Origin of the sequence: Enterococcus sp. DIV1279b, from assembly GCF_050531515.1 — a bacterium.
Classification (GTDB): domain Bacteria; phylum Bacillota; class Bacilli; order Lactobacillales; family Enterococcaceae; genus Enterococcus_D; species Enterococcus_D casseliflavus.
Genome location: NZ_CP172891.1, coordinates 1,914,438 through 1,940,298, shown reverse-complemented (window position 1 = coordinate 1,940,298; position 25,861 = coordinate 1,914,438). Strand labels below are relative to the sequence as shown.

The following is a 25,861-nucleotide window of genomic DNA, read 5'->3' as shown; positions in this document are numbered from 1 at the left end:
TGAATGGTCATTCTTCTTTGGGGAACTGTATTGTAAGCCTTCTTGATATCGTTTACATTTTAAGAGATAAAAGTGTTAGGAGGAAATGATATGCAAAAAGGAAAGAAAGCAAGCTGGATGGAAATTTTTCAAGGACTTGGGAAAACATTTATGTTGCCAGTCGCTTTACTCGCATTCATGGGTTTATTTTTAGGGATTGGTAGTTCATTTTCATCTTCTTCAACGATCGACGTTTTCCCATTTTTAGGTGCCCCTTGGCTCCAAGTGGTTTTTCGTTTCATGTCAACGATCGGTGGGTTTGCCTTTAGTTACTTACCCGTCATGTTTGCGATGGCGATTCCTTTAGGTCTAGCAAGAAAAGAGAAGGGAGTTGCGGCATTCTCAGGCTTTGTGGGCTATGTCGTGATGCATTTATCCATCAATTTTTATTTACAAGAAACGAATCAATTAGCTGCTGCAGATCAACTACGAGAAGCAGGGCAAGAGATCGTTTTTGGCATTCAAACATTATCAATGGGTGTTCTAGGAGGTATTATCGCAGGATTGATCGTTTATAAATTGCATATGCGCTTCTACCATTTTCAATTGCCAGATAGTTTTGCATTCTTTTCAGGAGCACGTTTTGTTCCAATCATCACCTCGCTTACTTTAGCTGTGGTCGGGGTGATCATTCCGATGATTTGGCCGTTGTTTGCTATGATCATCACAGGAATCGGACATTTGATCCAACAAGCTGGTCCTTTCGGTCCGTTCTTATTTGGTTCAGGTGAGCGCTTGTTACTGCCATTTGGATTACACCATATTTTGGTTTCCATGATTCGCTTTACCGAAGCAGGAGGAAGTCAGCTGATCGATGGTCAGCAAGTCTTTGGGGCGTTGAATATTTTTTATGCGGAATTACAAAACGGCTTGAGCATCTCACCTAGTGCAACTGCGTTCTTGTCTCAAGGGAAGATGCCAACCTTTATGTTTGGCTTACCGGCAGCAGCATTAGCTATGTACCACACGGCAAAACCTGAGAATCGTTCAAAAATAAAAGGCTTATTGATTTCAGGCGTCATTGCAACTTTTGTGACAGGAATTACTGAACCAATCGAATTTTTATTCTTATTCATCAGCCCTTTATTATGGATTTTTCATGTCATCATGACAGGTGCTGGATTTATGGTAATGAGTCTATTAGGTGTCACGATTGGAAATACCGATGGGGGCGTGCTTGATTTTCTTATCTTTGGCGTGATGCAAGGCGCATATACAAAATGGTGGCTCGTTCTGATCGTAGGAGCTTGTTGGTTTGCCCTTTATTACTTTGTTTTTAAAACAGTAATCCTTCGCAAGAACTTGAAGACACCTGGCAGAGAAGAGAACAGTGATCAAACGAATGAGTTGGAAGAGGAAATGACCTATTCTGGAAAGAGTGGCTATGATGCCCATGGTATTTTGGCAGCTTTAGGGGGAGCAAGCAATATTGATTCTTTAGACAATTGCATTACACGGCTACGCCTCGTTCTAAACGATGGTACATTGGTTGATGATGAACGGCTGAAAAAACTAGGTGCGCTTGGGGTCGTTCACTTAGATGATACTAACGTGCAAGTAATCATTGGAACGAAAGTAACAACAGTCAGAAATCAACTTGATGCGATTCTTTAGCAAAATTGTCAAGTAGTAGGAGTGAAGAAAATGTTTTTTGATGAACCAATCAATCGTAAAGGAACCCAGTGTACTCAATGGGATTATGTTGAAGACCGTTTTGGTGAAAAAAACTTGTTGCCATTTACGATTTCCGATACGGATTTCAAGGTGCCAGCTGCAGTTGAAGCGGCACTTATCAAGCGGATGCAGCACCCGGTTTTTGGGTATACACGTTGGAATCATAATGAATTCAAGCAAGCGGTCTGCAAATGGTATTCTGAACGTTTTAACAGCATGATCAAAAGCGATTGGCTGGTCTACAGTCCTTCCGTTATGTATAGCGTTAAACAGCTCGTCACCCTACTCAGTGAACCAGGAGATGGGATCATTGTTCAGACGCCAGCGTATGATGCGTTTTATAAAATGATCAAAGAGAACAAAAGAAAAATCGTACCTAATGCACTCATCTATGATGCTAAGTCGTATCGCATTGATTTCGAAGAGCTAACAAGATTGATGGCACAGCCTGAAAATAAAGTTCTTCTCCTCTGTAGTCCTCATAACCCAACTGGGAGAGTCTGGCAAAAGGATGAGTTGCAACGAATCATCGAATTGGCGAAAACCCATGATGTATTTATCATCTCTGATGAGATCCATATGGACATTGTAAGAAAAGGACAAAGGCATCAACCGATCATTGATTTGTTGCAAGAAAATGTAGCCCTTGTTACTTCGGGAAGTAAAACATTTAATTTCCCAGGGTTGATTTATTCTTATGGAATCATTCCTGATCCCAAGTTGCGTGAGCGCTTCTTAACTCAGTTAAAAGAAGCCGATGGGTTGAGCTCCACCAGTATTTTTGGCATGACCGCAACGATTGCTGCCTACGATAATGAAAGTAAGTGGGTGGATCAGCTCAATGACTATCTTGATGGTAACATTGCTTATGTGATCGCTTATTTACAGGAACATCACCCAGAACTCGTGGTCACGAAAAGCGAAGCCACGTATCTTATGTGGATTGATTGTACAGCACTGGGTTTAACGATGGCGGAATTGCAGCAACGAATGATTCGAAAGGGGAAAGTCGCGATTATGTCAGGAGAGATCTATGGGAAAGAGGGGAGAAATTTTTTGCGCCTAAACATTGGCTGTTCGCGAGAAAAACTCATTGATGGCTTGAAGCGATTCACATTGAGTTTGACATAAAAAAAAACCACTGAGCGATCAGAAAGATCCTGTATTCTTTCTGATCACCAGTGGTTTTTTTAGTCTTTCTTCGTGCGGGGAGTCATTGCAGTAGTAACGGGGATTGGTTCAACGACATGGAAATAACCTTCTTTGTCTTGAATGATCAGCATATCTTGCTGACTCTTGCTCTTGATGATCTCACCTTTAACAATTTCGTTGGTGACAGTCCGATAAATGCTTGTAGTCATGTTCATTCCTCCCAACGGTTTTTACCAATTGATCTTCAATAGGGGGACTAGTACAAATCAATTGCTTGATTTGTACCAGCAAGGAAAAAGAAAACGAATTGGTATCTTTAGTATAGGAGAGCAATGTTTAGATTGCTGCAATTCCATGTAAAGTTTTTGTTAATCCTTTTATTTTCAGCGATTGACTAATCGGCTAAAGAAAAACGCAAGGCCATTTTATTACTGCCAGACTCCACCATTTTTCCTAGTAACGTTGTTGCATTTTTTAAATACAGTTCGGCCATCTCAGCGTTGGCTTCTTCAAGCAGACGAGTAGGCTGCTTGTCAACGGAAGCTTTACGATCAGTTTCTTGTTGGATGCGGCGACAAGCCGCCATCGTTTCCATTTCAAAACGGTTGGCAAGATCACTATAGCGATCGTAGTCGCTGTCTCCAATCAACGCCAAGGTGCGTCCTAACCAATAGCTATTTGATGGATCGTAGGTCTTTGTCGTATCACAATAGCCAAGTGGGGTCTTAGTGATAGCTGCATAAAAGGGCACAACGCCATTGAAGGTATTGGGGCCAAAGGCAAGCCAATGAATGCCAGCGATTGCTGCGGGCACGTGGTTGCGGATCTGTAAAATATGGACTTGCTGGTTGCGATTGAGAGCAATCGATCGGAATTGTGTTTTTTGTGTCTCGCTCCCTGTACCGTAAGGGTCAAAAGGCGTATTTTGGAAGTGGGAGCTCAATGCCCATTTTACATCTTCCACGGATAGCTTTTGTTTTGGGTAGCATACAAACGGGAGCTCTTGATCGATCGGTTCAGCGGCTGTTCCGCTAAAGTGTTTTTGAATGTACCATGCCCGCGGGTTATTGTAACGGGTATCTTTTTCTGAGGAGCTGCCAAAAATATGGCGTAGATTAATGCCTTCAAAATCAGGATTTAATTGATAGTCTTCAATCAACTGTTCGAGATCCTGCGAACACAACGTCATTTCTGAGGCGAAATCGAAGTGATCAATGTTTAAGCGATTTGGTGCCACGACATAGGCATCATCTGGTATGCGAACAGCTGCCCAGTGATGTCCACCGATGGTTTCCATATACCAGATTTCCTCGGCATCAGAAAAAGCGATCCCGTTGGCTTCATAGGTCCCATAGGTTTCTAAGAGTTCCCCTAAGCGTAAAACACCTTCTTTAGCGGAATGGATGTAAGGCAGTACGATGCTGACGAAATCAGCTTCCCCGATACCATCTTCCACATATGGATCAATAGCCAAAACGCGCGAATTGGTTGTGATCGTTTCTGTTGCAGTCATGGCGATATTTTCTTCATTGATTCCTGAAGCTGCCCAAACTCCTTGCGATTCATCTGCTTCAGGGGTTGAAGTATAGCGTAATGATTTTGCTGGCAAACTGATTCGACAGTCGCTTAAAACGGCGTAAAATTCATTTCCTTGCCGTTCTGGAGTGATGACGACGAATTTTTGCGGTTCCGAACCGCTTCCAGAATCTTCATTGCGGGCAATCATGGTCGAGCCGTCGATCGATGCTTTTTTTCCTACTAGTAAAGTGGTACAGGACGCTTTTTTTCTATCCATCTTTCCAACACTCCTTCATTTCTTCTTACGAATGATTGAAGCTAGTATACCCATAGTCTCATGGTTTTACAATGCTTTCTATAGAGAGGAACAAAAAATTTCGCCTTTTTTATTAATTTTTAGTAGAATAAGGTGTTGTAAAAAAAATCAAAGGAGCCATTATTATGAAGAAAACAGTTGTTTTTAGTTATATTTTTTTACTAAGTCTGGTTTTTGCCGGCTGTGCCAAACCATCGATGGATGCGGGAAACTCCTCCAGTGAATCTTCGTCAGTCCAACAAAACGCCGAAGAGCGCACTGCCCAAATCAGCTTCAATAATAAAAGTGAAGAGCAAGACCAGGAGATCGAAACCAAAACGGTCACTTTTAAAGAAGGGGTTTCTTTGATGACTATCATGAAAGAGAACTTTGACTTGGAAGAAAATCAAGGGATGATCACCAGCATTGACGGTTTAGCGCAAGATGAAAAAGCTGGCTATTATTGGACATATACGATCAATGATGAAATGATTACAACTGGGGCAGATGATACCTTTTTAGGAAACAACGATAAAGTGGTTTTCACCTATGAAAAATTCGAATAAACCACTTGCATTTGCTGGAAAAGAAATTGCTTATTTAGGGCTGCTTGTGGCAGCGGCCGTCGTCGGCAGGTCACTTTTTCAACCCTTACCCAATGTTCAACCAATGACGGTGATCTTTTTATTAGTAACCATCCATTTAGGTCTTAGTCGTGGATTGATCGTATGTCTGCTCTCGATGCTGATTACCAATTTTTACATGGGAATGGGAATATGGACGATTGCTCAATTAGTTAGCTATGCAATCATTATTTTGGGGATGTATCTGTTGTCAAAAAGCAAGCTGTTTATGAAACGGTTGCTTTTACAAGTCAGCTACAGTGTATTTGCAGGGTTTGCTTATGGCTTTGTGATATCTTGGATCAGTGTCAAACTTTATGGGTTTCCTAGCTTTTGGGCTTATTATTTTCAAGGATTGAGCTTTGATGCCCTCCACGCAATAGGCAATGGCATTTTTTATCTGTTACTAGCACCGATCTTTCTGCGGCTTTTCCAACACTACTATCCAAAGAACAACAGCGAAGGGCACTAAGCGCTTCGCTTTTTTTGTTGAGTTAGCTAGTGTCGGGCAAAACGTCCATGACTAGAGGAAAAAGTCTTTGACGATCAAATGAGGTGAAAGGGGTTATGTGAGGAAACAAGCAGGCATATTGTTGTGCAAAAGCGGTTTCTGCAGGTATCCTTAAGGTATCTAAGGAAGGATGTGGCTTTTGATGAAATGGATCGTGAAAAAAGATGATTTAGAAAGCTACCGTGCGAAGTTCCATGGAAAACTGGCTGGTTATGCCGAGGAAGCCAAAATGATTGCCCTGCCAACACCAAAGTATTTTATCGTGGTGGTTGACGAAGAAAAAATCCACTTGATTCAGTTAGATCTGCAATTTCATGAAAAAGGGATGCAGACAATTATGATCCACGAGATCACAAAATTACAACTAGGCGGTGTGGTAAATAAAAAAGTCCAGATTCAGACACCTTCGACCACTGTCAAACTAATGATCAAACCGTTGGCGATCGGTATCAAAGAGGAGCAAAAAGCCTTGATCGATCGGTTTACCAGAATGTCGCGATAAACATCGGAGGAACATGCGGGAAAAATCAGCTGGATTTTTTCAAAAAAAAGCAAGGGCAGTTGCCTGCACTTGCTTTTCGTGAGTCCTGTTATTCTGGTGTACCGACGATTTTAATAAACTCATCGATATTCTTGATTTTCATATGCTTTATCACTAACTGTTCCCGCTTGTTCCATTTTCCTTCGACTTCTAATTGGTATTTATTTAAAGGAAGGCGTAAGACATAACTGGCTAAGTAGCGATCCTTAATAATGCAATTCACGATTTTGTGGTCTTCTAAAAGTTGGATACCTGTTAGCATCATTGGCGTTTCTTGAAAAACACGGCTATTGACTAACAATCCAGTGTGTGTTTCGTTCATGGGATCTTCCTTTCTGATAAACCTGGGATAAATCATCTTTCTGTCTGTTATGTTACCTGATTTGCATCAGAAAGGCAATTCCTATAATAAATCCTCGTTATTATGTGTCACGTAAAAAGAAAGGAGGCAAAAGGAGTGGTTGGGTATAACCGTTTCTCAAAAGAGTTTCAAAAGGCTTCGAAAGAACTCCGTGAAGGGAAGAAGTCCAAAAATGCCAACAAAGGGCTGCGAACACGACAAAAAATCGCTGCTGAAAAAGAACAAAAGGCACAAAATGCTTTTTCGACTGGGTTTTTGATCGGTTCCTTCAGAGAAATGTTCCGCAAGAAATAAGCAAGTTCCGCTGCCAAAGCGGGACTTGCTTTTTGTTTAGAATAAATAGTTGAAGAAGACACCGTTGAGAAAGGAAAAGCTCAGATAAAATAGAAAAAGTGTCACGATGTCCAGGGGTAAGCCTTTTAGAATTGGCGGAATCGTGGCAATTTGATTTCGTGTATGAACCCCTGACAAAGCACAGGAAAAGAGAAAATACATGCCTACAGCAACAAATAAATTGGTTAAATAATCGGTATAGGGAAATTGGGTCACAGTGGCGATCGTCAGCAAGAAGACACTGACTAGGGTCGTCTTTTTTAGATCATTCGTCAAGAAACGGTTTTTTGCTGGAACGATCAGTAAGCATAAACTGGCAGTAATCAAGGCGATGATGGCAGCACTTACCAAATTGGTGACCACTTGATTGCCATAGACAAAGCGATTTTGAAGCAAAAGATAAAAACTTAAACCGCTCAACAAGTATGCGACTGCAATGATCCCTGACAGGAAAACCACCCGTGTCGTCACGTTCGGTTTTTTTTCTTTGACGGTCGGTGCCAAATTTTGACAGGCGTAATTTGTGAGTAGGATGACTAGGAAGACCACTAGTCGATTGGCGATCATCATATGAGAACGCTCCTTTCTTGCGTTTTAGCTCATGATTTTAAGGTTGAACGGGGTCTTTTTTCCTTCCCCTAAAATGCGAAGGCGTAAGAAGCGATCAATGAGTGGAGTAAAACAATTCATGATCAAGATGGCATAGCTCATGCCTTCGTTTGTGAAACCAAAGAAACGGAAGAGGACAACGAGAAGCCCCACGCCTAAGGCAAAAAGATTTTCTCCTGCTTTTGTTCCTGGAGTCGAAGAATAGTCAGTCGCCATATAGATCGCACCCAACATGGCACCACCGCTGATGATATGCCCAATCACCGTTTGCCAACTGCCAGTAAAAAGTCCTTCTGGACCAAGGATAAAAGCAAAGAGCCCGATCGTTGCAAAAATAATCAGCGGGATACGAGGGGAGATGATTTTCTTGTAAACGAGAAAAATTCCACCTAGAAGTAAAAGCAAGGCACTGGTTTCACCGATTCGTCCCCCAGTAAATCCTAAAAAAGCATCCAACAGATCAGAACCGCTTAAGGTGTCCCCGGCCTTCATGACAGCTAACGGCGTAGCACCGGAAACGACATCGTTCGCCGTAGCTTGCGAAACCACATCAGGAGCGATGCTGCCAAAAGGTGGATCTGGCCAACTGATCAAAAACATCTGGTTATAAAACAAGCCAATCAACAAGGCGCGACCGCCAAGGGCTGGATTTAAAAAGTTATAGCCGATACCGCCAAAAAATTCTTTGACGATGATCACGGCAAACGCCACCCCGATCACTGGGAAATACCAAGGTGCGGTCGGTGGAAGATTCATCGTTAAAAGCAATGCCGTCACAACGATGCTTAGATCGAAACGAAATGGCCGTTTGATGAGGTAGGACCAAATTCCGTCTGCGGCAAACGCCGTGGCTAACGCAATGAAAAACAACCCATATACCTTGAGCCCGAAAAGGTAGCCCGAGAATAAAACTGCTGGTAGTAAGGCTAGTACTACACAGCCCATGATTTTGACTGTTTCGTCATTGCTGCGGATATGGGGGCTTGGTGGAGTTTCTTGGTTTTTTCGTTGCTGGAAGAGGCGCTCGCTATCGGAATCCTTGTAGTAATCAGGCACTTTCCTTCGCCTCCTTCTGCAGCTGTGCAACCTTGCCTTTTGCGGCAGTGATGTTGGCAGCTAAGGAACGTTTGGCTGGACAGACAAAGGTGCAAGCACCACAATTGATACACGCTTCTGCCAGCAATTCTTCACATTTTTGATAATCGCCTGCTCGATAGAATTGATCGATCTCCATCGGCATCAGGCGCATCGGACAAGCTTCGACACATTTATTGCAGCGAATGCAGGGGTTTTCGGCATATAGCCAATCGGTTTCTTCATTAAAAACAACGATCCCGTTGCTGCCTTTGGTGACCGGAACCTTTAATGTTTTGACGGATTTCCCCATCATGGGGCCGCCAAGAATCAGCTTGCTGGGCGCACCTTGAAAGCCGCCAGCAAAATCGATCAACTCTCCTGCGAGTGTTCCTAAAGGATTTTTGACGATGCGTGGATGTTGAACATCACCAGTCACGGTTGTATAGCGTTCAATCAGCGGTTTGTCATAACAGACCGCTTCAGCGATGGCAAAGCTGGTGGCAACATTGATCAATACGATCCCAATATCGGCAGTCAAGCCGCCTAAAGGTACCTCCTGATCGGTCAATAACTCTACTAACTGCTTTTCACCACCGGTTGGATAAACAGTTGGGACAGTAACGACTTCTATCGTGTCATCCTCTGCACTTGCGGCTTGCATCGCTGAAATGGCTAGCGGTTTATCATCCTCGATGCCAATGATGATTTTTGGATCAGCTAACAATTTTTGGGCAATTTTTGCCCCTTGGATGATTTTTTGGGCTTCTTTTTGCATTAAGAAGGCATCACTGCGCAAAAAGGGCTCACATTCAGATCCGTTTAAGATCAAGGTATGGATTTTTTTATTTTCATCAATACTGAATTTGACATGGGTGGGAAACGTTGCACCGCCTTTGCCGGCGATACCGCCTTGACGGATTTTTTTGAGGATCGTTTCGTTAGCAGCAGATTGCCAGTTGAATGGGGTAGACAAAAAATCATTATCGAAGGCATAATCGTTTTCAATGATGATGGTTTTTCCTTCTTCATTGTTTTGATTTGGCCAATCGACAATATCGACGATTTTGCCCGAAACAGATGCATGGACTTTCGCAGATACAAAGGCATCTGCTACAGCGATCACTTGCCCTTGCTTGACGTACTCACCAACGGAAACCGTCGGTTCGACAGGGGCACCAATATGTTGTGCCAAAGGGATAAAGACCATCGTGGGTGAAAAGGTAAGGATTTCATCTTGTTCGATCATTAATTTTTCTTTTAACATTTGTAACGGGGGACTTAGTGAAATTCCACCAGTAAATGTTCTCATAGCCAACACTCCTTTTTTCTCCTAACTTTATTCTAGCATGCCATCCGCATTCTCAAAACCATAAACGCTTACATTTCACAAGAAAAACTTATTTCGGTTGACATATGATTGTTTGTTCATATATAATCAGGGTATAAACATGATTGATCGTTCATATGTTCGATGGAATAGAGGAGGTTTTGATGATGGCTGAACATACTTGTCAACACGAGCACACAAAAACGAAGGGACATACGCATACCCATGATCATGGGACGTTTCCTCGTAAAGTTTACTTCGCGGGGGTAATCTTCTTTATAGTGGCGCTGTTTATTTCGAATCAATGGGTAAAAGACGGGGTTTATTTTGCTGCAGTTTTATTAGCGGGCTACCACATTTCGTGGGAAGGGATCGAGGATACCGTAAAAAGCACAAGAATCAATCGGCGCTTTACGCCAAATGTACATCTATTGATGTTATTAGCAGCGATAGGGTCAATGATCATAGGCAATTTTAATGAGGCAGCCTTACTGATTTTGATTTTTGCTGGTGCTCACTTTTTAGAAGAATACGCGGAAGGGCAAAGCCGACGTGAAATTACCAATCTTCTCAAATTGAATCCAACGGAAGCGCGTTTGATGGGCCCAGATGGGAAAGCCAAAAAAATTGCTGCTTCAGAGATAAAAAAAGGGGATATTTTACAAGTTTTGCCTGGTGATCAGTTAGCAACAGATGGGGTGATTCTTTCTGGCACGAGTGCCATCAACGAAGCTTCCATCAATGGCGAGAGTATACCGCGAGAAAAAACAGCGGGAGACGAAGTTTATGGCAGTACCATTAATGGCAATGGAACATTTTTGATGGAAGTCACAAAAGACAGCTCGGAAACGGTCTTTGCCAAAATTCTTTCAGTCGTTGAAGCGGCACAGTCGAATCAGTCACCAACAGAAACACGAATCAAAAAAATTGAACCAATCTATGTAACCATTGTTTTCATTGCAGTCTCTTTGTTCATCTTAACAGCACCGTTTCTACTTGGTTGGGATTGGTATACTAGTTTTTATCGCGGGATCGTGATGATGATTGCAGCGTCTCCTTGTGCGTTAGCGGCAAGTGCGGTACCTGCTAGTTTATCTGCGATTTCAAATCTAGCGAAAAAAGGGATTCTTTTTAAAGGCAGTAACTACTTAACGAATTTTGCTCAGATCAAAGCGGTGGCATTTGACAAAACGGGCACGTTGACCGTCGGAAAACCAACGGTCACGGATGTCATTTTCTCTGAAGCCATCGATCAAGCAGAGGCCGCTTCCATCATCGTTTCGCTGGAAAAACAAGCCAATCATCCATTGGCAGATGCGATCGTTACTTATTTTGAGAAGAACAGTAAAGGGCAGCAAAACGAACAGCTGACGGTTACGAATGAGATTGGTTCCGGTTTAGTAGCCGTCTCAGGAACAAAAACCTATCGATTAGGAAAAAGAACCGAAAACTCCCAGTTAACAGGTTCGTTGGAGCAACAGTACCGTCACCTGGAAGCGCAAGGAAAAACGATGGTCATTTTTTCCATCAATGAAGAGGTTGTCGCAATCATCGCTTTGATGGATGAGCCGAACGAACAGGCAGCTTCTGTGATTCGTTATTTAAAAAATGAAGGGATCCATACCGTTATGATCACCGGAGATAGTGCGTCTGCTGGGGAAGCCATCGGAAAGCGGCTAAACGTTGATCAAGTGGCGGCTAATGTGTTACCTGAGAACAAAGCGGAAGCGGTTCGAGCACTCCAAGAAGCCTACGGACAAACCGCCATGGTGGGGGATGGCATCAATGATGCGCCCGCACTTGTTCAGGCAGACATCGGTTTTGCGATGGGGGAAGGGTCAGATGTTGCTATCGAAGTGGGGGACGCCGTGATCATGAAAAATGATCTTTCACGCTTCGCGTATGCCTATCGCTTAGCGAAGAAAATGGATCGAATCATTTGGCAAAATATTTTCTTCTCCATGTTTATCGTCGCATTATTAGTCGGGTTGAATCTATTTGGAAAAATGAATATTGGGCTGGGGGTATTTGCCCATGAAGGAAGTACGTTGATTGTATTGTTTAACGGGTTGCGCCTTTTGCGCAAACTGCCAGATGCATAAAAAAAAGCGGCTATCGAAGGATAGCTGCTTTTTTAATGACTGAATTGTGTCGAAGTTGGAAAATCAAAGGCATCGATTTTTTGCAATCGATTTTCGATCCTTCTTAAAATCCCTTCAGAGGAATCCAACGGTTTGATTGCATGATAAGCAGTCAGTAACAGGTCTTTTTCTTTAGCGGGACGGTTTTCGATGCGGTAGATATTTGCTAGTCGTTCCACGTATTCATAATGACTATAGTCTGTTTTGTTGATCAAGAAATGCAAGAGATCTTTTGCTTTTGCGTAGTCTTCTTGAAGATAGAAACTGATTGCTTCACGATACAATTTGATATCAAGTTCTTCGATCTGGTCAGGGGTTGCTTTAAGCGCACGCCACTCATTGATCGAGATTTTTCGTACGACTTTGCCAGTTGCATCGGTCAAAAAAATTACCGGTACATCGTTTGGATGTTTTGCTTCTTGCTTGATTTTCTTCATGTCGCACCTCCCGCGTGTCAATGGACTGACTGTTTGATATCTCCTATTTTAAAAGGAATAGCGGGAAAAGTCTACATGTAGATGTTAGATTCGTAGGAAATTTTAAAACATTCTCATTTATTAGGCTCTTTTTCGTTGGAAATGGTTGACCGCATCGGAGGCACCCATGAAAATCAAGATCCCGCCAAAAATTTGGAAGAATAACAACCAAGTGGCGAAGGGATTCAATACTAGGATGATCCCTGCAGCAATGATCAATAGACTGATGATCAAGCTAGTGATATAAGGTAAACCAATGCGTTTTTGGTTAAAGCTTGCCATCAATCGGGTGCAACCGCTGATGGTGATCATGATTCCTAAGAAAAATGGCACGATGGCAAGTAACCCTTTGGCAAAAACTAAAATCGCAGCTGCCGCAATCAACAGTAAGATACCAGAGACGGATTGCACATTGCGATAGCCCTTTTGTTTTTCTTTGTAGCTCGTATACAAGCTAATGATCCCTAAACATGCAATATACCCGGCAACAAGATAAACGATCGTGTTGAAGACAGATCGTGGTGCAATCAAGATGATGAAGCCAAAGACGATATATACGACGGCACGAAGTAAATCATAGCGTTGTAATTTATCAAAAAATGCATTCATGATAATTCCTCCTTTTTTTCCTATTGTACCGAATTCTTGTTAAAATAGATATCAAAAAACCTACGAAATAGGCTAAGCCTTTTGTATCAGATGGTTTTTTGGTAAAATAAGGAAAAGAAAACAGAACGGAGAGTATTATGAGTGGGTTAACGCTAGTGATGTGTGCCTTTACGATCGTTTTATACCTTTATTTATTCGTGGTAAGGAAAGACATTCAATTTCTTGCTGTGGAGCGCAAACTAAGCAAGGTCGCCATTACGATTTTTTCAGTAATGATTATCCTATCTATGGTGATGATGGAAGAGGCACTTGATAATCGGGTGCGGGGGATCGTTTCGGGTTTGGTCTTTTTGAGCTTTGTTTTAGATAGCCGCGGCTTAGCACTTGATCGAATCATTGTCCATCCAATGAGTATCAAAGGGGTACTCTACCAAGAGATCGATCGAGTCGTTTTATTTCAAGAAAAGGAAGGGCAGCCCATCAAGATGAACTATTTTCGAAGAGGGATGAGAGGCCCATTGATGAAATTCAAGCAGCCATTAGCAGAATTGGTTGTTTTCTTGTCAGAACACTTGAATGAAGGGACACCGATCGATATTTTAGTCGATCATGATCAAGGAACAAAGGACTAAAAGACCCTCGATTACTGCCAGTTTAATGTAGTGACCCCAAAAAGTTAGACTTTTATGGAGTGGAGAAATCCACTCCTTTTTTGTACGATAAAATTAACTGTTAGACAGCTGTTTTTACAGCTTCTCGAAACTGAACTGGACTTCGCCAATTTAATTTCTTTTTGATGCGTTTATGGTTGTAATAATAGATATATTGGTCAATTTTTGTTTTCAATTCATTTAAACTCCGATAGACTTCTCCATAAAAAATCTCTTGCTTTAATAAACCAAAGAAGTTTTCCATAGGTGAGTTATCTAAACAATTCCCTTTACGAGACATACTCTGGAAGATTTTATGCTGCTTCAATTTATTCTTATAAGCATTCATTTGATAGGCCCATCCTTGATCTGAATGGAAGGTTCTACGAAATGGACAATCATTTGTCATCTGGATTGCTTCTTCTAATCCTTCCATTATGGCTAGTGCGTTTGGTTTTTCAGAAATCCGATAAGATAGAATTTCACTATTGTAGAAATCCATGAAAGGATCTAAATACAGCTTTTTCTGACGAACGACACCTGTGGTGTCTACTTCATAATACTTAAACTCTGTGGTGTCAGTTGTAATTTTTTGGTGACAGATATTTGTATAGAACCGACGATGAATACGATTTTTGGCGACAGTACCAACCTTCCCACGATAAGAATTGTACCGTCGAGATTTTCGAGTGTAAGACTTTACTTCGATACCTAGTTTTTTTATCAGACGTTGAATCTTCTTTTTATTGACATGAATCCCTTGATTCTCTAATTCTTTTTTTAGTCGCAGACAGCCATAGTCTTTATGCTCCTTGCGAATTTCAAGGATTTTTTCTTCAATTTCTTGGTCTGGGTTTGGTCTGTCAAACCGTTTCTGCCAATACATATAGGTTGCTTTAGGAAATTTCAATGTTTCAAGAAGCTCAACTAGTTTGAATGATCCTCGGAGGCTGGCGATGATTCGTGCGATTGATTCTTGCGTCTTTGCTGGGCTTCCTGTTTTCGCAGCTTCCTCAACTCTTTTAAAAAGGCATTCTCAATTTGAAGGGATCGGACTTGCTTTTCTAATGCCTTGATACGATCGCGTTCTTCAGTTGTTGTATTTTCTTTTTTGTTCTCTTTTTTTCTAGCCAAAGTAAGTGGTCGCCCTTTCTCTTTTGAGAGCCCCTCAATACCTGCTTCTCTGAAATTACGCATCCAATTGGCAATAAGCGCAGGGTTGTTCATTTCTAAAGTGCTAGCAACTTCTCGATAGGACATCTCACTTGTTTGATATAACTCTAGCGCATTTAACTTAAATTGAACAGAATATTTCTGATTTTGATGCTTTCTCAATAGACCTTCCTCTCCGTATTCACGATAGACATTCACCCAATTACTTACTTGAGACTTGCTTGAAATACCGTATTTGTTGGCAAGATACCGATATCCGCCCACGCCACTAAGATATTCTTTAACGATTTTTAGTTTTAATTCAAAAGGATATTTTGCCATACAAATAACGACCCCAAAAAGTTAGATTTTTTGGTCTAACTTTTGGGGGTCGCTTCATAAGGCGTAATCAAGGGTCTTTTTTTAGGTCGAAAATTGATTAATGGAACACGCGGAAGCGCTCATCGTCACTTAGAAATTCTTTTTCGTTCGGTTCGCTTTCTTTTGAACCAAAGACTAGTTGCGCCCGCAGTTGCCAATTTTCAGGAATTGACCATTCAGCTGCAACAGCGTCATCGATGACAGGGTTGTAATGCTGTAAGTTGGCACCTAATCCAGCTTCTTCTAAAGCGGTCCAAGCGTTCGCTTGAGCGATCCCATTCGATTGTTCTGCCCAAACGGGAAAGTTCTCTGCATATAGCGCAAATTGCTCTTGCAAATTTTTCACGGTATCCGTGTGAATAAAGAATAGAACGGTTCCGTAACCCGCTTTAAAACCAGCAAGTTTTTGTTTTGTCGCTTCAAACGCTTCGGGTGGTGTCAATGGTTCTAACGCAGCCTCTGTTAATGTCCACAATTTTTCATGGGCTTCACCAAATAAAATCACGGCTCTTGGTGATTGTGCGTTAAACGCAGTTGGACTATTTTTCACTGCTTCTTTCACAATGTCTTCGATTTCAGTGTCGGAAAGAGCCACATTTTTACCTAGCCCATAGATTGAGCGGCGCTGTTTGATCGTATCAAGAAATTTTGTCATCGTATTCCCACCTTTTCTATTGTCATAGAGTGAAGTATACATTCTTACTTAATGTTAGTAAAAGAAAATGCTTGGGACGTCAAAAAGTCAGGCAAACGCACCTGACTTTTTCTTATTGGGCATCGATAGCAATGAATTTAACGGTCACGTATTCTTCAGGGCCATATTTGCCGTTTTCACGACCAAAACCGGAATGCTTGACGCCACCGAAGGGAGCCGCCGGATTTGAGATCGCAATGTCATTGACCCCAACCATCCCATATTGGAGGTTTTGGGCTACATCCGAGATCGTTTGCAAATTCGTTGAAAAGAAGTAGGAAGCTAGTCCAAATTCCGTATCATTTGCCGCAGCGATGACTGCTTGTCGATCCGTAAATGAGATCAATGGGATCACGGGTCCAAAGGTTTCTTCATAGTAGATAGCCATCTCAGAAGTAATCCCATCGATGACCGTTGGTGCGAAGAAGTTGCCTTTTTCGTATTCACCTTCAGTAAGCTTCTTACCACCGAGTAAAACTTTAGCTCCTTTATTTACTGCATCTTCCAACTGCTCGATGACTTTTTCAACGCCTGCTTGGTTGATCAAAGGACCAACAGTAGGGTTTTCCAGACCATTGCCGACCGTTACGGATTCCATTTTCGCTAGTAATGTTTTGGTAAAGGCGTCTTTGACGGACTCTTCGACAAAAATTCGATTGGGGGATGTACAGACCTGACCGTTGTTACGGAATTTTGCTGCAATTAATTTTTCAGCAGCTAAATCTAAATCAGCATCAGCAAAAACTAGAAACGGGGCATGACCACCTAACTCCAATGAAACTTTTTTCAGAGTTGGTGCAGCTTGTTCGTATAATTTCATCCCAACTTTCGTGGAGCCAGTAAAGGTGATTTTTTTGACTTGTTCATTTTCGGTCAATTCTTTCCCAATTTCAGAAGAATCTCCTAAGACGATATTGACGACCCCGTCAGGAAGGCCCGCTTGTTGAAAAAGTTCACCTAAAGCCAATGCTGATAGGGGTGTTTCTTTAGATGGTTTCATAACAAGGGTACAGCCAACGGCCATAGCAGGCGCAATTTTTCTTGCAATCATGTTAGAAGGAAAGTTCCAAGGCGTGATCGCGCCAACAACCCCGATCGCTTCTTTGCGTACCAGCCAATGATTGTGTTCAGGGGCTGGAATCACTTCGCCATAGACCCGTTGCGCTTCAGCTGCATTCCAACGGAAATTGTCAACATTGGATTGGATTTCCGCCTCCGCTTCTTTTAATGGTTTTCCTTGTTCCATACTCATGATTTTTGCTAAACGATCGCTTTCTTCTTCCATCAAATCAGCAATGGCGTTCATCAAATCGGCACGTTCTCGAGGGGAGCGTTTTGACCATTCGGGAAAAGCAATCGCTGCGGCATCGATTGCTTGCTTGGTTTCCTCGATCCCTCCTTGACTGACTTTTACGAGTTCTTCATTAGTGGCAGGATTGGTAACCGAAACCGACTCTTTTGTTCCTTCAAGCCATTTTCCGTTAATCAATAACTTTGTTGGTACTTGTGGTAACTGTTGGTTCATCTTGGCACTTCCTTTCAATAATGGGTTCTTATTAAACCCTAGCACGGATCAGAAAGGATGACAATTCATATGCAAGTCTCTTGATTCTCCAAATTTTTGTAAAGAACCAAAGGGGAAATGTCCTGCTCCTATCATTTTATGGTAGAATAGAAAAATAAGAATGTTTGTTCGATTCTTGGAAAATATAGTAAAATATTCAAGGAGTGAGGGACGCGTGCAACAAGTAAAAGAGCTTTTAAAAACAGTAGGATTTGTCGTGATCTTCACTTTATTCCTCTTGTTATTAAGACAGTATGTCTTTACTCCTGTGATCGTAAAAGGAGATTCGATGGACCCCACATTACATGATGGTGAGCGGGTAATTGCTTTGAAAAATACCGAGATCGAACGTTTCGATATCATAACGTTTGAAGCACCGGATGAAGCAGGCAAAAATTATATCAAACGCGTGATCGGTTTGCCTGGCGACCAGGTTTCCTATCAAAACGATACCCTTTATATCAATGGACAAGCATATGATGAACCCTACTTGGATGAATTCAAAGCAGCTGTCACAGATGGCTTTCCATTGACCAGTGATTTTGATATGGGGTTATTTGGTGTTGAAGTCATTCCTGAAGGTCAAATTTTAGTGTTAGGGGATAACCGCCGAATTTCCAAAGATAGTCGTCAATTAGGTCTGATCGATGAAGCAACGATTTTGGGTGATGTAAAATTTGTATTCTGGCCAATTGCCGATTTTGGTATGCTAGGCAAAGAGTGAAATTCTGCGACCGTTTTTTTGTTTTTAAGGAGATTCTTTTAAAAACAAAGACGCATTTGAAAAAACGTGCCGCTGATTTTTAGTGTTTTTTTAAAAGACGATGGAGAGAAGGAGTCCTTTCATGAGTTTACGATTTATCCTTGGCGATGGCCGTTGTCGTCATGATCAAGCAGTGATAGAAAATGCAAAAAGCTGGTTAGAAAAAGACCATCAAGAAGTATTTTTTCTGGTACCTAACTACAACAAATTTGAACGAGAACGCGAGATCCTTCAATTACTGAGAGAGGATCGCGTAGAAGATTTTGCTTCTATTCGCGCGCAAGTGTTCAGTTTTCACCGTTTGGCTTGGTTTTATCTGCAACAAACCGGCTTGCTTTCTCAAAATGCCATCACTGAAAATGGTGCCTCCATGATCATGCGTAAGCTGCTTTTGGAACTAGAAGAAGAACTCGTCTTATACCGTGGTGAGATCAACAAAGCGGGTTTTATCCAACAATTGTTGGCGTTCTATCAAGAAATGCATACAAGTCGATTGGGGATCGAAGATTTATTGGCAGGTGGTGCTGCACCAAGCGCAACCCAAGACGAGGAGAAAAAATACAGTGAATTAGCGAAAATATTTCAACGATTTGAACAAGAACTTCTGGAGCGTGCATTACAAGTCGAACAACCGATCACCTTGTTGACACGCTTTCTTGAAGGTTCCTTGCTGGATGATTCTCCAGTGGAGCAAGCAATGCCTAACGCAGTGTCAATAAACAAAGCGCCAGATCTTTCCCATGCCTTATTTATTATCAGTGGGTTTTCCGCTTTTTCAACACAGGAACAGCAGCTGATTCAAGTGTTGATGAAAAAAAGTCATGTCATTATTGATCTTTTTCTGGATCGTGGGTATCCACAAGAGCTGCCTTCACCGTTAAATTTGTTTTATGAAGCAGGGCGAACCTATTATCAATTGATCAGTTTTGCCCGAGAAAATCAAGTGCCGATTTATTTGGATCAGAAACTTTCGGTCAACCAAGAGGTGGACAAGGAAGCGAAGGGATCGATGCAACAGGCGTATAATGAAATTGAAACATTTTGGCGGCAGACCCAGTCACAAGTCAACTATCAGCAACAGTCCTCTGTGAAGGACTTTCTGGCAGTTTGGAAAGTTGGGAATCCAGAAGAAGAGATCCGTCAGATTGCAGCGTCGATCCGTGGGATGATGAGCGATAAGAAACGGTACCCAGCATTACGATACCGAGAGATCCAATTATTGATCGCCGAACCAGAAATCTATCATCAATATATCCCTAAAATTTTTACTGAGTTTGAGATTCCTTTTTATATCGATGAAGAGCAGATGATGGCGCAACATCCATTGGTTGAGTTTTTGAATGCTTTTTTTGCTTGTCAATCCTATGGCTTTCGCTTAAATGATATTTTACGGTTGCTTAGAACGGAACTTTACTTACCGGCAGCCTATCGCTCCGAAGCAGATTGGCTCGTTGGGCGTGACCAGTTTCGTAAGTTGGTGGATATTACCGAGAACAAAGCGTTGGCTCATGATTTCCAAGGAGCGAGTTGGACGAGAAACGAAGATTGGGAACTGATCGAGTGTTTACAATCGGAAGAAGAGCAGACGGATAAAGTGGATTTGACAGCGTATACCAACCAGTTGCGCAGGGCCTTTAAGCAAGATGTTGCTGATACTCTTGACTGGCTGACGGCCGCTAGAACGAACCGCGATGCGGTCGAACTGCTGTATCGCTTTTTACTGAATGCCGGTGTTGAAGAACAACTGCGGCATTGGCGAGATCAAGCGATCCAGCAAGGGAAGTTGGATCAAGCCCGTAATCATGAACAAGCATGGCAAGCCTTGATGGATTTGCTGGATGAATATGCTGCGATCTATGGGGAAGAGTCCTTTGATTTTGCGCTCTTTGAGGATGTCTTATTGACTGGCTTAGAAAATGTCACATTCGGGAAGATCCCAACAGCGATCGACCAAGTCAACATCAATCGCCTTGATCTGGCACGTCCAAAGCAAGCAAAGATCACATTTGCACCGGGATTGAATGAAACGGCGTTGCCAAGAAAAATAGAGAACAAAACGTTGTTGACGAATGAAGAACGTCAGCATTTCAATCAGTTGTTCAATGGTGAAAAACACCTTAGAGATACAGTGGTGGAAGGCAGTGTCAAAGAGCCATTTGCCTTCTATTCTGTCTTGCTTTCAGCAACGGAACACTTATCACTGTCCTATGCCGTTAATTTTGATACCCAGCAAAACATCAAAATGTCGCCTTATTTAGATCGCGTGGTCAAACGTTTGGATGTCCCACTGCAAGAGCGAGGGATATTGACGCTAGTCAGTGACCCAAGAAACTATGTCGGCAGTTACCGTGGCCTGATCTATCAAATCAATAACCTCAGTCAGCAAGCGCAAAAAAACAAAGAGAATTTACCTCGAGTGTGGGAGCAACTGAAACAAGTGTTATTGCGTTCGGAATGGACAGATTTAGCTGCCCAAGTATTTGAAAGCCAAACTCATCAAAATATTCCGATTCCTTTGTCTCAAGCACAAGCTGCGGCACTATATGGACCGTCGATCTACAGTTCCATTTCTCAGATGGAGACGTTCTATCAGTGTGAATACAAGTATTTCGTCAGCTACGGATTACGGTTAAAAGAACGGGAAGTTTATGGCTTAAATCCAGCAATGACCGGTGAGTTTTTCCATGATGCGTTGGACCGCTTTGTCAAAGTCCTGATTGCTGAAAATATTTCCTTGACCCAGTTAACTGCTGACCAACGCGTGCAATTTGTGGAAGTCGTTTTGCAGGAAATTTTTGGTGAAAGCCGTTATCGCTTACTGACGAGCTCTGCTCGGATGAATTTTATTCGGTATCAATTAGGCAAGACGATTCAGCGAGTAGCGTGGGCATTAGCGAAACAAGGACAAAAAATGCATTTTAGTCCTGAAAAGACGGAGGTGCTATTCGGTCAGATCGCGGGCTCAAATGGGATCAATGGGATCGAATTGCCATTAAGTTCTGGCGGGAAACTGCATGTGCGAGGGAAGATCGATCGTGTCGATACGGCAAAAACGGAAGAAGAACAATGGCTTTCTGTTGTTGACTATAAATCTAGCAGCCGAGATTTTGACCTTTCTGAAGCATACTATGGACTTGCGATGCAGTTGATCACCTATCTCGATGTCGCATTGACGGATGCTGTCCAACTGGTTGGTTCGCCAAATGTGCGACCAGCGGGGGCATATTATCTGCATGTGCATAATCCGCTTTTGGACGGACAAGAAGCCAGTGAAGAAGAACGTTTAAAACGTTTCAAGTATGACGGGTTGTTTATTGACGAACCGGCTGTTTTCCCATTGCTAGATGAGGATGTTGAAGCCAGCAAAAATTCACCGATATTTCCTGTTCGAAAAGACAAAAACGGCAATTATCAAAAAACAACGCAGGCGAAAAACAAGTTTTATACAGAAGAAGAGCTCGAGCTATTAAGAAAACACAATCGTAAAAACATGCAGCAAAGCGGTGAGAAGCTGTTGAGCGGTGAAATCGCCTTAAACCCGTCTTATAAAATAAAAGACAAAAAACGGGCGTGTGAATTTTGTCCGTTTCGCAGCATCTGTGACTTTGATGTATTGTTGAAAGAAAATGAGTACCACCGTTTAGAAAACTTATCTAAAGATGAGATTATCCATCGCTTAAGGGAGGAAGAAGATGAGTAAGATCCCTTTAAAACCGCAAAATGAAACCTTTACGGATACCCAATGGCAAGCCATTTTTGATAAAGGGGATAATATCCTCGTTTCCGCTTCAGCGGGTTCAGGCAAAACCACCGTTTTGGTTCGGCGAGTGATCGAAAAGCTAAAAGCAGGAACGACGATCGATTCTTTACTGATCGTAACCTTTACCGAAGCAGCTGCTCGAGAAATGAAAGAACGGATTCAAGTGGCATTGCAACAGGCCATCAATCAAGAAAGTGACGAGCAAAAGCGCCAGCACTTCGTTCGTCAGCTGCAGCTGTTGCCGACAGCTAACATTTCTACCTTGCATGCGTTTTGTTTAACTGTGATTCGGCGTTTTTATTATTTGATCGATCTAGATCCCAATTTCCGCATGATGACCGATGAAACCGAAATTTTATTGATGAAAGAAGAAATCTGGACACAGCTGAGAGATCAACAATATGAAGCCAATGATGAAGCCTTCTTTCGTTTGACGGAAAATTTTTCAAGTGATCGTTCTGATGAAGGCGTCGGGGATCTGATCCTGTCTCTTTATGACTTTGCCCGAGCAAATCCAGATCCAGTCAACTGGTTAGCTCATCTAAGTGATCACTATATCGGCAAAGAAACCTTTGCTGAAAATACCCTGTACCAATCGCAAATCAAACCGAGTTTGCAAGAAAATTTGAAGACAGCGGCGCATTTGCTGCAGGCGGCGCAAGACTATGCCCGTTGTGATGAAGCGATGGAAAAAGCGGCACAGTTGATCGATACCGAATTAGGAATGGTGGAAACCTTAAAGGCTCTGCTGGATGCAGACGATGTCGATGGCTTCTATGAGCAGATCCAAACATTGCGTTTTGGTCGTTACCCAGCTTTTCGCAAACCAGAACAAAAGGAACTGTCCCAAGAAATCAAGCCGTTACGCGATGATGCGAAAAAATTGGTTGAGCAATTGAAAGCCACCTTCCCGTATCCACCAGCTGAAATGATGGAGCTGCTTCATCGATCAGCACCTGTCGTTGAAAAAATGGCAGCGATGACCGAAGCATTTATGAAAGCATTCCAAGAAAGAAAACTTTCAAAAGGCCGTTTAGACTTTAATGATTTGGAACATTTTACCTTGCAGATTTTACAAGGAGACGGTAGTGGAAGTGAGGCGTCGACCTATTATCGTGATCGCTTTGAAGAAGTTTTAGTCGATGAGTATCAAGACGTCAATCGGCTGCAAGAGGCAATTTTATATTGGGTGAGACAAGTCGAGCATAACCCTGGTAACATGTTTATGGTGGGGGATGTGAAGCAGTCGATCTATTCGTTTCGACTAGCAGATCCGACGCTATTTATCGAAAAATACTTGGCATTTGAAACAGAGAATGGTGGGCGGAGAATCGTCTTAGCAGAAAATTTCCGTTCTCGTTCCGATGTATTGGATTTTACGAATCTAGTTTTTCAACAACTGATGGATGAACGGGTTGGACAAATCCCTTACGATGAGGCGGCAGCCTTGATTACCGGTTTTCCTGATTTTCCAGAAAGCGATGCCTTCGCCACAGAGCTCTTGTTATATGAAAAAGAGCATGAATCCGAAGAACAATTGATTGATGACAAAACAGAAGGTGAAATGCAGATCACTGCCTTGAAGATTCAGGAGCTGATTGAATCAAAATTCATGATCTATGACAAAAAAGCCAAAACAAATCGACCAATCACTTACAACGATATCGTCTTGTTGACCCCCACACGTAAAAACAATCTTGTCATTTTGGATGTCTTTAAGCAGTTTGGGATTCCGATGGCGGTCAATGATGCTCAAAACTATTTTCAGGCAACGGAGATCCAAACCGTCGTTTCTTTGCTGCAGATCATTGATAACCCGTACCAAGATATCCCGCTTGTGGCCGTTTTGCGTTCGCCAATCGTCGGCCTAACAGAAGATCAATTAGCTGAAATCCGTTTAGCGAATCGTTCCAGCGACTACTACGATGCAGTATTGGATTACCATGGGCAACAAGAAGCGTCACCCTTGTGGCAAACGGTGGATGGGTTTTTAACAAAACTGGAACAATGGCGAGAGGAAGCACGACGATTACCAATCCCGACCTTACTTTGGCAAATCTATGAAGATACTGCCTATTTGGATTATGTCGTGGGACTGCCTGCAGGTCAGCAGCGCTATGCCAATTTAGCGGCATTAGTCCACAGAGCGGAGAAATACGAAAAGAGCAGTTTCCGTGGTTTGTACCAATTCATTCGCTTCATCGAAAAGATGCAAGAAAAAAACAAGGACTTGGCAGAGCCATTAGCTACACCAGTAGAAGATGCCGTTCGTGTGATGACCGTCCATGCAAGTAAAGGTTTGGAATTTCCTGTCGTCTTCTTATTGGATACAACAAAATTCTTTAATTACCAAGATTTTCAAAAACGCTATATCTTTGAAGAACAGCTGGGGGCTGGGATCCAATATGTGGAACCCGCAGAAAACCTTAAATTTGAAACACTGCCGTTTCAAGCCATCAAGCAAGTTCGTTTGAAAAAAGCCTTGTCAGAAGAGATGCGAAAATTATACGTAGCATTGACACGAGCAGAGCAGAAGCTTTTCTTAGTAGGCTCCTATAAAAATCAAGCGGATGCCTTTAAGACGTGGCAATCTGGCTTGACACAATCCGAGATGGTTCTTGATCCAGCGTTGCGCTTAGTGGCTCGGGGGAGCTTGATGGATTGGGTCGGACGGACCCTGATGCGCCATCCAGATATGGAAGCAGTATTCTCCGAAGCGTCAGAGCGCAAGCGAACGATCGATCATCCTGCTCATTTTCGTCTGTCATGGTGGAATCAAGAAACGATCACGCAAGAAGTCCAAGAGACCCTTGCACCAGTCGAGGAGCCTAAACGATTGATTGCGCCAGATAGCAATATCGATGATCTTTTGAAACGCCTAGCCTATCGCTATCCTTATCAAAAAGCGACCCAAACGACTAGTTATCAATCTGTTTCAGAATTGAAAAGACTCTATAATGATCCTGATGATCAACAGACCACTTTGTTGGAATGGCGGTCGGTTTCCGAGAAGACGAATCCTCAGCAATATCGCTACGTACAAGATGAATTGGCGAAACCCAAATTTCTGCAAGAAACGAAGCCTCTCGCCAGCAGTATCGGAACCGCAACACATACGGTTTTGCAAATGATCCCCTTAGGAATGAAGCCAACACAAGATACTTTGGCGCTCCTGATTGCTGAACTCGTGAAAAAGCAATTTTTTTCTGAAGAAATCGCCAAAAAAATTGACCGATCGAGTATTTTGTGGTTTTATCAAACTGAACTAGGTGAACTGCTGAACCAATTCTCTAATGTGGTGAAGCGGGAGCAGCCGTTTTCGATGCTAAAAGAGGCCGATACGATCTTTGAAGGGTTTGACGAACCAGATGCGCCGCTTTTGATCCATGGTATTATTGACGGCTATATTGAATTGGCGGATGAAATCATTTTGTATGACTTTAAAACAGATGATGTGTTCGGCAGTCAGGCTCAGATTGAACAGAAAATGCGCGAACGATATTATGGTCAATTAAAACTCTATTGCCAAGCATTGGAGAAAGCATTGAACAAACCAGTGAAACAGACCTATTTAGTGCTGTTAAAACCTAAGATGATCGTGGCATTCTAGC

Annotated in this window: 23 protein-coding genes; 11 read left to right on the top strand and 12 right to left on the bottom strand. The window is 42.4% G+C overall.

All coding sequences use genetic code 11. The features are described 5' to 3' along the window. The first annotated feature begins 90 nt into the window (after positions 1 to 90). Together malX and IGI71_RS09130 are read left to right on the top strand one after the other, a co-directional pair. The gene (gene malX / locus IGI71_RS09135) at positions 91 to 1,653 is read left to right on the top strand and encodes a maltose/glucose-specific PTS transporter subunit IIBC (protein ID WP_016609246.1); all 1,563 of its coding nucleotides are present in this window, start codon (positions 91 to 93) and stop codon (positions 1,651 to 1,653) included. 30 nt (positions 1,654 to 1,683) lie between these two features. Continuing rightward, positions 1,684 to 2,844: a MalY/PatB family protein gene (locus tag IGI71_RS09130; RefSeq protein WP_074933665.1), complete on the top strand. Its 1,161-nt coding sequence runs from the start codon at positions 1,684 to 1,686 to the stop codon at positions 2,842 to 2,844. Between the two features lie 59 nt (positions 2,845 to 2,903). On the opposite strand, the gene IGI71_RS09125 is transcribed toward IGI71_RS09130, so the two are convergent. Continuing rightward, complete coding sequence (locus IGI71_RS09125) at positions 2,904 to 3,074, bottom strand: aldo/keto reductase (RefSeq protein ID WP_074933668.1); 171 nt, start codon at positions 3,072 to 3,074, stop codon at positions 2,904 to 2,906. 185 nt (positions 3,075 to 3,259) lie between these two features. Next, positions 3,260 to 4,660 carry a C69 family dipeptidase gene (locus IGI71_RS09120; RefSeq protein ID WP_010748429.1) on the bottom strand — a complete coding sequence of 467 codons (1,401 nt, stop codon included), beginning with the start codon at positions 4,658 to 4,660 and terminating at the stop codon, positions 3,260 to 3,262. Between the two features lie 164 nt (positions 4,661 to 4,824). Between IGI71_RS09120 and IGI71_RS09115 the strand changes: the two genes are divergently transcribed. The 3 genes from IGI71_RS09115 to IGI71_RS09105 all read left to right on the top strand — a co-directional run bounded on the left by IGI71_RS09115 (position 4,825) and on the right by IGI71_RS09105 (position 6,314). Next, positions 4,825 to 5,244, top strand: coding sequence for a DUF4430 domain-containing protein (locus IGI71_RS09115; RefSeq protein ID WP_005226209.1), 420 nt, complete (start codon positions 4,825 to 4,827; stop codon positions 5,242 to 5,244). Next, positions 5,228 to 5,773, top strand: a complete 546-nt coding sequence (locus IGI71_RS09110) for a metal ABC transporter permease (protein WP_015509784.1) — start codon at positions 5,228 to 5,230, stop codon at positions 5,771 to 5,773. The genes IGI71_RS09115 and IGI71_RS09110 overlap by 17 nt, the downstream gene beginning before the upstream one ends. Before the next feature lie 169 nt (positions 5,774 to 5,942). Continuing rightward, complete coding sequence (locus IGI71_RS09105; protein WP_005226207.1) at positions 5,943 to 6,314, top strand: hypothetical protein; 372 nt, start codon at positions 5,943 to 5,945, stop codon at positions 6,312 to 6,314. Positions 6,315 to 6,402: 88 nt separating this feature from the next. On the opposite strand, the gene IGI71_RS09100 is transcribed toward IGI71_RS09105, so the two are convergent. Beyond that, positions 6,403 to 6,675, bottom strand: coding sequence for a hypothetical protein (locus IGI71_RS09100; RefSeq protein ID WP_005226206.1), 273 nt, complete (start codon positions 6,673 to 6,675; stop codon positions 6,403 to 6,405). A 135-nt stretch (positions 6,676 to 6,810) separates the two neighbouring features. On the opposite strand from IGI71_RS09100, the gene IGI71_RS09095 reads away from it, so the two are divergent. Beyond that, positions 6,811 to 7,008 carry a hypothetical protein gene (locus tag IGI71_RS09095; RefSeq protein ID WP_185939950.1) on the top strand — a complete coding sequence of 66 codons (198 nt, stop codon included), beginning with the start codon at positions 6,811 to 6,813 and terminating at the stop codon, positions 7,006 to 7,008. Between the two features lie 36 nt (positions 7,009 to 7,044). Here the strand turns inward: IGI71_RS09095 and IGI71_RS09090 are convergent, their stop codons facing one another. The 3 genes from IGI71_RS09090 to rsxC are packed head-to-tail and all read right to left on the bottom strand — an operon-like array spanning position 7,045 to position 10,042. After that, complete coding sequence (locus IGI71_RS09090; RefSeq protein WP_128432763.1) at positions 7,045 to 7,617, bottom strand: hypothetical protein; 573 nt, start codon at positions 7,615 to 7,617, stop codon at positions 7,045 to 7,047. 24 nt (positions 7,618 to 7,641) lie between these two features. Continuing rightward, positions 7,642 to 8,712, bottom strand: coding sequence for an RnfABCDGE type electron transport complex subunit D (locus IGI71_RS09085; RefSeq protein ID WP_015509781.1), 1,071 nt, complete (start codon positions 8,710 to 8,712; stop codon positions 7,642 to 7,644). Continuing rightward, the gene (gene rsxC, locus IGI71_RS09080) at positions 8,705 to 10,042 is read right to left on the bottom strand and encodes an electron transport complex subunit RsxC (protein ID WP_430615460.1); all 1,338 of its coding nucleotides are present in this window, start codon (positions 10,040 to 10,042) and stop codon (positions 8,705 to 8,707) included. The genes IGI71_RS09085 and rsxC overlap by 8 nt, the downstream gene beginning before the upstream one ends. 185 nt (positions 10,043 to 10,227) lie before the next feature. Here rsxC and IGI71_RS09075 point away from each other — a divergent pair, with 185 nt between their 5' ends. Continuing rightward, the gene (locus tag IGI71_RS09075) at positions 10,228 to 12,162 is read left to right on the top strand and encodes a heavy metal translocating P-type ATPase (RefSeq protein WP_121261247.1); all 1,935 of its coding nucleotides are present in this window, start codon (positions 10,228 to 10,230) and stop codon (positions 12,160 to 12,162) included. A gap of 32 nt (positions 12,163 to 12,194) precedes the next feature. Here IGI71_RS09075 and IGI71_RS09070 read toward each other — a convergent pair whose 3' ends face one another. Then, a complete protein-coding gene (locus IGI71_RS09070) occupies positions 12,195 to 12,638 on the bottom strand; it encodes a hypothetical protein (RefSeq protein ID WP_005226200.1) in 444 nt (147 codons plus the stop codon). 120 nt (positions 12,639 to 12,758) lie between these two features. Next, a complete protein-coding gene (locus tag IGI71_RS09065) occupies positions 12,759 to 13,286 on the bottom strand; it encodes an HdeD family acid-resistance protein (protein WP_005226199.1) in 528 nt (175 codons plus the stop codon). Positions 13,287 to 13,423: 137 nt separating this feature from the next. On the opposite strand from IGI71_RS09065, the gene IGI71_RS09060 reads away from it, so the two are divergent. Further along, positions 13,424 to 13,918, top strand: coding sequence for a hypothetical protein (locus IGI71_RS09060; protein ID WP_005226198.1), 495 nt, complete (start codon positions 13,424 to 13,426; stop codon positions 13,916 to 13,918). 100 nt (positions 13,919 to 14,018) lie between these two features. On the opposite strand, the gene IGI71_RS09055 is transcribed toward IGI71_RS09060, so the two are convergent. From IGI71_RS09055 to IGI71_RS09040, 4 genes are all read right to left on the bottom strand, one after another. Beyond that, complete coding sequence (locus tag IGI71_RS09055) at positions 14,019 to 14,894, bottom strand: IS3 family transposase (RefSeq protein ID WP_430616351.1); 876 nt, start codon at positions 14,892 to 14,894, stop codon at positions 14,019 to 14,021. Beyond that, positions 14,864 to 15,430 (bottom strand): transposase, encoded by a 567-nt coding sequence (locus IGI71_RS09050; protein ID WP_430615457.1) that lies wholly within the window; start codon positions 15,428 to 15,430, stop codon positions 14,864 to 14,866. The genes IGI71_RS09055 and IGI71_RS09050 overlap by 31 nt, the downstream gene beginning before the upstream one ends. A gap of 97 nt (positions 15,431 to 15,527) precedes the next feature. Continuing rightward, positions 15,528 to 16,124: a nitroreductase family protein gene (locus IGI71_RS09045; RefSeq protein ID WP_074536743.1), complete on the bottom strand. Its 597-nt coding sequence runs from the start codon at positions 16,122 to 16,124 to the stop codon at positions 15,528 to 15,530. A gap of 112 nt (positions 16,125 to 16,236) precedes the next feature. Then, the gene (locus IGI71_RS09040; protein ID WP_142968473.1) at positions 16,237 to 17,688 is read right to left on the bottom strand and encodes an NAD-dependent succinate-semialdehyde dehydrogenase; all 1,452 of its coding nucleotides are present in this window, start codon (positions 17,686 to 17,688) and stop codon (positions 16,237 to 16,239) included. A gap of 214 nt (positions 17,689 to 17,902) precedes the next feature. On the opposite strand from IGI71_RS09040, the gene lepB reads away from it, so the two are divergent. From lepB to addA, 3 genes are all read left to right on the top strand, one after another. Then, a complete protein-coding gene (lepB, locus tag IGI71_RS09035; protein WP_005226195.1) occupies positions 17,903 to 18,451 on the top strand; it encodes a signal peptidase I in 549 nt (182 codons plus the stop codon). Positions 18,452 to 18,572: 121 nt separating this feature from the next. Then, positions 18,573 to 22,190, top strand: coding sequence for a PD-(D/E)XK nuclease family protein (locus IGI71_RS09030; RefSeq protein ID WP_142968472.1), 3,618 nt, complete (start codon positions 18,573 to 18,575; stop codon positions 22,188 to 22,190). Then, positions 22,183 to 25,860 carry a helicase-exonuclease AddAB subunit AddA gene (gene addA, locus IGI71_RS09025; protein ID WP_142968471.1) on the top strand — a complete coding sequence of 1,226 codons (3,678 nt, stop codon included), beginning with the start codon at positions 22,183 to 22,185 and terminating at the stop codon, positions 25,858 to 25,860. Before IGI71_RS09030 ends, addA begins: the two co-directional genes overlap by 8 nt. The last annotated feature ends 1 nt before the right edge of the window (position 25,861 follow it).

What these genes read in the sequence shown, in the direction of transcription:
- IGI71_RS09105 (WP_005226207.1), top strand. Translation starts at nt 5,943, where the DNA reads ATGTGGCTTTTGATGAAATGGATCGTGAAAAAAGATGATTTAGAAAGC.
- IGI71_RS09045 (WP_074536743.1), bottom strand. Translation starts at nt 16,124, where the DNA reads ATGACAAAATTTCTTGATACGATCAAACAGCGCCGCTCAATCTATGGG.
- rsxC (WP_430615460.1), bottom strand. Translation starts at nt 10,042, where the DNA reads ATGAGAACATTTACTGGTGGAATTTCACTAAGTCCCCCGTTACAAATG.
- IGI71_RS09090 (WP_128432763.1), bottom strand. Translation starts at nt 7,617, where the DNA reads ATGATGATCGCCAATCGACTAGTGGTCTTCCTAGTCATCCTACTCACA.
- addA (WP_142968471.1), top strand. Translation starts at nt 22,183, where the DNA reads ATGAGTAAGATCCCTTTAAAACCGCAAAATGAAACCTTTACGGATACC.
- IGI71_RS09050 (WP_430615457.1), bottom strand. Translation starts at nt 15,430, where the DNA reads ATGGCAAAATATCCTTTTGAATTAAAACTAAAAATCGTTAAAGAATAT.
- IGI71_RS09130 (WP_074933665.1), top strand. Translation starts at nt 1,684, where the DNA reads ATGTTTTTTGATGAACCAATCAATCGTAAAGGAACCCAGTGTACTCAA.
- IGI71_RS09075 (WP_121261247.1), top strand. Translation starts at nt 10,228, where the DNA reads ATGGCTGAACATACTTGTCAACACGAGCACACAAAAACGAAGGGACAT.
- IGI71_RS09060 (WP_005226198.1), top strand. Translation starts at nt 13,424, where the DNA reads ATGAGTGGGTTAACGCTAGTGATGTGTGCCTTTACGATCGTTTTATAC.
- IGI71_RS09070 (WP_005226200.1), bottom strand. Translation starts at nt 12,638, where the DNA reads ATGAAGAAAATCAAGCAAGAAGCAAAACATCCAAACGATGTACCGGTA.
- IGI71_RS09030 (WP_142968472.1), top strand. Translation starts at nt 18,573, where the DNA reads ATGAGTTTACGATTTATCCTTGGCGATGGCCGTTGTCGTCATGATCAA.
- IGI71_RS09065 (WP_005226199.1), bottom strand. Translation starts at nt 13,286, where the DNA reads ATGAATGCATTTTTTGATAAATTACAACGCTATGATTTACTTCGTGCC.
- IGI71_RS09115 (WP_005226209.1), top strand. Translation starts at nt 4,825, where the DNA reads ATGAAGAAAACAGTTGTTTTTAGTTATATTTTTTTACTAAGTCTGGTT.
- IGI71_RS09120 (WP_010748429.1), bottom strand. Translation starts at nt 4,660, where the DNA reads ATGGATAGAAAAAAAGCGTCCTGTACCACTTTACTAGTAGGAAAAAAA.
- IGI71_RS09100 (WP_005226206.1), bottom strand. Translation starts at nt 6,675, where the DNA reads ATGAACGAAACACACACTGGATTGTTAGTCAATAGCCGTGTTTTTCAA.
- IGI71_RS09125 (WP_074933668.1), bottom strand. Translation starts at nt 3,074, where the DNA reads ATGACTACAAGCATTTATCGGACTGTCACCAACGAAATTGTTAAAGGT.
- IGI71_RS09040 (WP_142968473.1), bottom strand. Translation starts at nt 17,688, where the DNA reads ATGAACCAACAGTTACCACAAGTACCAACAAAGTTATTGATTAACGGA.
- IGI71_RS09110 (WP_015509784.1), top strand. Translation starts at nt 5,228, where the DNA reads ATGAAAAATTCGAATAAACCACTTGCATTTGCTGGAAAAGAAATTGCT.
- malX (WP_016609246.1), top strand. Translation starts at nt 91, where the DNA reads ATGCAAAAAGGAAAGAAAGCAAGCTGGATGGAAATTTTTCAAGGACTT.